General features: G+C 60.9%; 4 protein-coding genes. All 4 read right to left on the reverse strand.

The features are described 5' to 3' along the window. Positions 1-122: 122 nt before the first annotated feature. The 4 genes from pgsA to RDN59_RS11410 all read right to left on the reverse strand — a co-directional run bounded on the left by pgsA (position 123) and on the right by RDN59_RS11410 (position 4,804). Positions 123-758, reverse strand: a complete 636-nt coding sequence (gene pgsA / locus RDN59_RS11395) for a phosphatidylinositol phosphate synthase (RefSeq protein ID WP_070522083.1) — start codon at positions 756-758, stop codon at positions 123-125. Then, a complete protein-coding gene (locus RDN59_RS11400) occupies positions 751-1,329 on the reverse strand; it encodes an HIT domain-containing protein (protein ID WP_308607941.1) in 579 nt (192 codons plus the stop codon). Before RDN59_RS11400 ends, pgsA begins: the two co-directional genes overlap by 8 nt. Before the next feature lie 46 nt (positions 1,330-1,375). Further along, complete coding sequence (thrS, locus tag RDN59_RS11405) at positions 1,376-3,439, reverse strand: threonine--tRNA ligase (protein ID WP_308607942.1); 2,064 nt, start codon at positions 3,437-3,439, stop codon at positions 1,376-1,378. A gap of 93 nt (positions 3,440-3,532) precedes the next feature. Beyond that, positions 3,533-4,804: a Dyp-type peroxidase gene (locus RDN59_RS11410; RefSeq protein ID WP_308607943.1), complete on the reverse strand. Its 1,272-nt coding sequence runs from the start codon at positions 4,802-4,804 to the stop codon at positions 3,533-3,535. Between the last annotated feature and the right edge of the window lie 215 nt (positions 4,805-5,019).

A 5,019-nucleotide genomic window follows, 5' to 3' on the forward strand; every position in this document is an offset into this window, starting at 1 on the left:
ACCTTCCAGCACGCGATGTACGCGGCGGCGGTCAGCCGGTCACGATCCAGTAGAGCCACGGTTGCGGAGCCTTTCTGTGCGGGCCGGGGGCACGGTACCTTCCGGTGGGAGCGGGTATTGAGCTATAGGTGCTTCAGTTCCTTCTTAAAACGCGCCTTGGTGTCCTGACGTGCCGCTTGGCGCATGCGCTGGTAAATAGTGAAGATAGACCCCACAGCCAGCAGCCACAGGGCGACTTCCAGCGCATAAGGCACGCCCAGGCCTTCCAACCCCACGCCGCCGAGTCCTAGGATGAGGCGCTCGGGGCGCTCGACGAGACCGCCGACCATCTTAAACCCAGAAGCCTCGCCGCGCGCCTTGACATAAGAGATGACCTGGGAACTAACCAGCACCACCATGCAGGCAGCGAAGTTTATGGGGTGAGCGTTATCGACGTACACCATCCAGTAAGCGATCGCCGCGAACAAAGCACCGTCAGTAATGCGGTCGCAGGAGGCGTCGAGAGTGGCTCCGAAGTTAGAACCGCCCGTGGTCAGGCGCGCCATCGTGCCGTCGAGCATGTCGAAGGCCGCGAAGAGGCCCGACAACAGCGCGGCGGCAAAAAGGTGATCAAGTGGGATGAGGATGACCGATATGGCAATGGTGACGATCGTTCCCACGATGGTGACAATATTGGGGGTCAGGCCCATCTTGAGGAAGAGCTTGGCCACCGGTACCACAACCACGGCGGCGGGCTTACGCCCGTGAACACTAAGCATGCGCTTCTCCTGAGATGATTCCCTCGGCGGCGAGCTCCGCCCATCCCTGAGCAAGAAGGGAACGGGTGTCTTTGAGGAGCTGCGGCAGCACTTTAACTCCGTCCACAATAGTCATGAAGTTTGAATCTCCGCTCCAGCGCGGAACGATGTGCATGTGCAGGTGCTGTCCTACCGATCCACCCGAGGCCCGCCCCAAGTTAAAGCCGGCGTTGACGGCATCGGGGCCGGAAACCCTCTTCAGGACCCGGATGGCGGCCTGCGCGAACTGAAAGAGCTCGCGGGACTCCTCCTCGGTAAGGTTTTCCAGCTCAGACTCCTGGCGGTACGGGATGACCATCATGTGGCCGGCGTTATAGGGATAAAGGTTGAGCACACAATAGACAAGCTCACCGCGGGCAACGATGAGCCCGTCCTCGTCCGACATCTGCGGGATCTCCACAAATGGGTTACGGGCTTCCTTTGGCACGTCGCCGGCGCCGCCCTCACGCTTGATGTAGCTCATACGGTACGGCGCCCACAGGCGTTCTAAGCGGTCGGGGGTTCCCAGGCCGGTATCGACGTACTCTCCCACTCTGTGTGTGCTCCCTTTCTAAACCTCTGTCTAGATGCGCATGCCTCTAGACGCGCTCGGCGATGGTTTCCTTGGTCGGCTGTTCGTTGTTGCGCTCGCGCACCCAAGCCTCGATGACGTTGACCGCAGCCTCCACGGGCACGCCGTTAACTTGGGTGCCGTCGAGGAAGCGGAAGGAGACCGCACCCGCTTCGACGTCGCGCTCGCCGGCCAACAGCATGAATGGCACCTTGCCCGTGGTGTGGTTGCGAATCTTCTTCTGCATGCGGTCATCGGAGGTATCCACGTCAGCGCGCAGGCCGCGTGCACGCAGCTGTGCACAAACCTCCTCGAGGTGCGGGGCAAAGGTATCAGCGACCGGAATGCCCACCACCTGGTGCGGGGCCAGCCACGCCGGGAATGCACCCGCATAGTGCTCCAGGAGCACGCCGAAGAATCGCTCGATGGAACCGAAAAGTGCGCGGTGAATCATGATCGGGCGCTGCTTGGAGCCATCCGATGCCGTGTACTCGAGCTCGAAGCGCTCCGGCAGGTTGAAGTCCAGCTGCACGGTGGACATTTGCCAGGTACGGCCAATGGCATCGCGAGCCTGGACAGAGATCTTCGGGCCGTAGAAGGCCGCGCCTGCCGGGTCCGGGACCAGCTCGAGGCCGGACTTCTCCGCTACAGACTGCAGGATCTTCGTCGAGCGCTCCCAGATCTCATCCGAGCCAACGTACTTGTTCGGGTCCTTGGTGGACAGCTCCAGGTAGAAGTCATCCAGGCCGTAGTCCTTGAGAAGAGAAATGATGAACTCCAGCACCTTAGTCAGCTCATCTTCAAGTTGCTCAGGGGTGCAGTAGATGTGGGAGTCATCCTGGGTAAAGCCGCGAGCGCGGGTCAGACCGTGGATAACGCCGGACTTCTCATAGCGGTAGACCGTTCCGAACTCGAAGAGGCGCAGCGGTAACTCACGGTAAGAACGACCGCGGGAGGCGAAGATGAGGTTGTGCATCGGGCAGTTCATCGGCTTGGCGTAGTAGTCCTGCGGCTGCTTGGTGCAGTTGCCGTCCTCATCCCACTCGCCGTCGAGCTGCATCGGCGGGAACATGCCATCCGCGTAGAAGTCGAGGTGTCCAGACTTCTTGAACAGGTCACCCTTGGTCAGGTGCGGGGTGGACACGAAGGAGTAGCCGTCCGCGATGTGGCGGCGGCGGGAGTGCTCTTCCATCTCCATGCGCACGGTAGCGCCATTGGGGTGGAACACCGGGAAACCGGAACCGATCTCATCTGGGAAGGAGAACAGGTCCAGCTCGGCGCCCAAACGACGGTGGTCGCGCTTTTCTGCCTCTTCGACCATGGTCTTGTAGGACTCAAGTGCTTCCTTGGATTCGAAGGCGGTGCCATAAATGCGCTGCAGGCCGGCCTTGGACTGGTCGCCGCGCCAGTAGGCAGCAGAAGAACGCGTCAGGGCAAAAGCTGGAATGTACTTGGTGGTCGGAACGTGCGGGCCACGGCACAGATCAAACCACTCCACCTCGCCGGTGCGCGGGTTGACGTTGTCGTAGTGGGTCAGATCGCCGGCACCAACCTCGGCAGCCTCGTCGGAATCAGGGTCCACGTTGCCCTTATCCTGGACCAGCTCGAGCTTAAACGGCTCGGCCGCAAGCGCCTGCTCTGCTTCCTCCGGGGAGGAGTAGACGTGGCGCTCGAAGCGCTGGCCGCTCTTGATGATCTTCTTCATGCGCTTCTCAATAGCCTTGAGGTCCTCCGGAGTGAAGGGCTCTGCGGTCTGGAAGTCGAAGTAGAAGCCGTTCTCGATGGCCGGGCCAATGCCCAGCTTCGTGCCGGGGAACTCCGCCTGCACAGCCTGGGCCATCACGTGCCCGCAGGAGTGGCGAATAACGGCACGGCCGTCTTCCTCGCATGCAGCAACTGGAGTGAACTCAGCGTCAGTGTCCGGCGTGTGGGAGAGATCGTAAAGGGTACCGTCAGCACCGCGGACGACGACGACTGCTTCGGGGCCCTTGTTGGGCAGCTCATGCTCGCGCATCGCTGCTCCCACGGCAGTACCGGCCGGGACCGTGATCGCCTCGTAGTTCACCGGGACTGCTGGAATCATTTCCGCCATGACTTGTTGCGCTCCTTTGCGCTCACGCGCCGCTCGACATACCTGGCCGAGCAGCACTCATTGAGAAAGTTACAGCGGCTTAGTCTACCCCTCTTAACTGCGGATGAGCGACTCGCCCCAAAAGGTTTCGCCCTCAGTTCCGGCCGGCATGTAGTACACGGCCGAGCCAATGTGGGTAATCCACTCGTTGAGGCGATCCGCTTTGTCGAGGCGCGCCTGGATGGGCTCGAACTGAGCCGTAGGATCCTTCTGGTAGCAGATGAAGATCAACCCGGCATTGCTGAGCTCACCACGCTTGGTGGTCTCCGGAGTCGGTGGAAGGTTGTAGTTATACGGGCGACGCAAAAGTTTCTGTTCTGGATGCTCTGCCGGCGGATGTGCTCTGGCGACATGCGAGTTTTCATCAATGGCTTTGAGCCCAAACTCATTGCGGGCATCCAGATCCACCGAGTCGAACTCGTCCTTAGCGCCTATAGGAGCTCCGGTATCGAGCGTGCGTCCAGTCGAGTTTTCGCGTGCTGCGCGATCAAGCTGCTCCCATGTGTCCAGGTTCATGTGGATGCGGCGTACCACCATGGCGCTGCCGCCGGCGAAGGGGCCGTCTTCGATCCACACCTGCTCGTTGAAATCTTCATCGCTTCGGGGATTGACCGTGCCGTCTTTCTGCCCGAAGAGGTTGCGTGGAGTTTCACCCTTCGGTGACGAACCATAGGCGTGGCTGAACCCCTGTTGGATCCACGCAACGTCGGCGTAATCTTTGCCTGCGCGGGTCATATGCCGCACCACGAAGGCGGCAGTGAAAGGATCATCGCTGCAGATCTGCAGGACGATATCTGTCTGGCCCCATTCCGGGCGGAGGTCATCGTGGTCAAAAGCCTGGATATCTCGCAGCCAGCTGGGCTTGGCGACGCCCACGGTGTCGAAGAATCCTTCTCCCCAACCGCATGTCACGGTGAGGTTTGCCGGGGTGGTAGACAATTCGGGTTCGAGGCTGCCCAACGGGTTCTCACCGGTGCACAGGCGGCGGGCGTCCTCCGTCCACAGGCGCATCAACGCGGTAGCGCCGCGAGCGGTGGTTCCCTTTTTCAGGTTAAAGCCCACCAGCTCCACATGTGCCTGGACCGGGGTTTGGATGCCCGCCTGGTGCTCGCCGTCGAAGGCGACGATATCGCCGCCCATGGTTTCCTCGCGGCGCTCCGGCCCAGTGCTTCCCGCGTCTCCGGCCTGCGCTGCGCGGGAGGCATCCGCCGATGTCTGTCCGGGATCGTCCTCTTTCGCACAGCTTGCAAGCGCTACCGAGCTTGCCGCCACAGCACTTCCGGCGAGCAGTCCACGCCGACTGACAGGTTCCGCGAACCCGCTCATCTTTGATTTCTCCCTATCTCGTGAGAACTGATTTCTTGCCTACCTTGGCCCAGAGCACGCTGGTTTCTAGTGCGCGTGCTCTTCTTTCTTCATGTCAGACATGTCTGCGGATTCCGAGTGGTCCATGTGCTCACCATGGTCCATGGATCCTTGGTCCATATCACCGTGGTTCATGTGGCCCATGTCGCCGTAGTCTTCATCGCCGGCACCAATGG

This window comes from uncultured Corynebacterium sp., assembly GCF_902489365.1.
Lineage (GTDB): Bacteria > Actinomycetota > Actinomycetes > Mycobacteriales > Mycobacteriaceae > Corynebacterium.

Bases quoted from the DNA above. Each gene is read 5' to 3' on its own strand.
- RDN59_RS11410 (WP_308607943.1), bottom strand. From the start codon at position 4,804: ATGAGCGGGTTCGCGGAACCTGTCAGTCGGCGTGGACTGCTCGCCGGA.
- thrS (WP_308607942.1), bottom strand. From the start codon at position 3,439: ATGGCGGAAATGATTCCAGCAGTCCCGGTGAACTACGAGGCGATCACG.
- pgsA (WP_070522083.1), bottom strand. From the start codon at position 758: ATGCTTAGTGTTCACGGGCGTAAGCCCGCCGCCGTGGTTGTGGTACCG.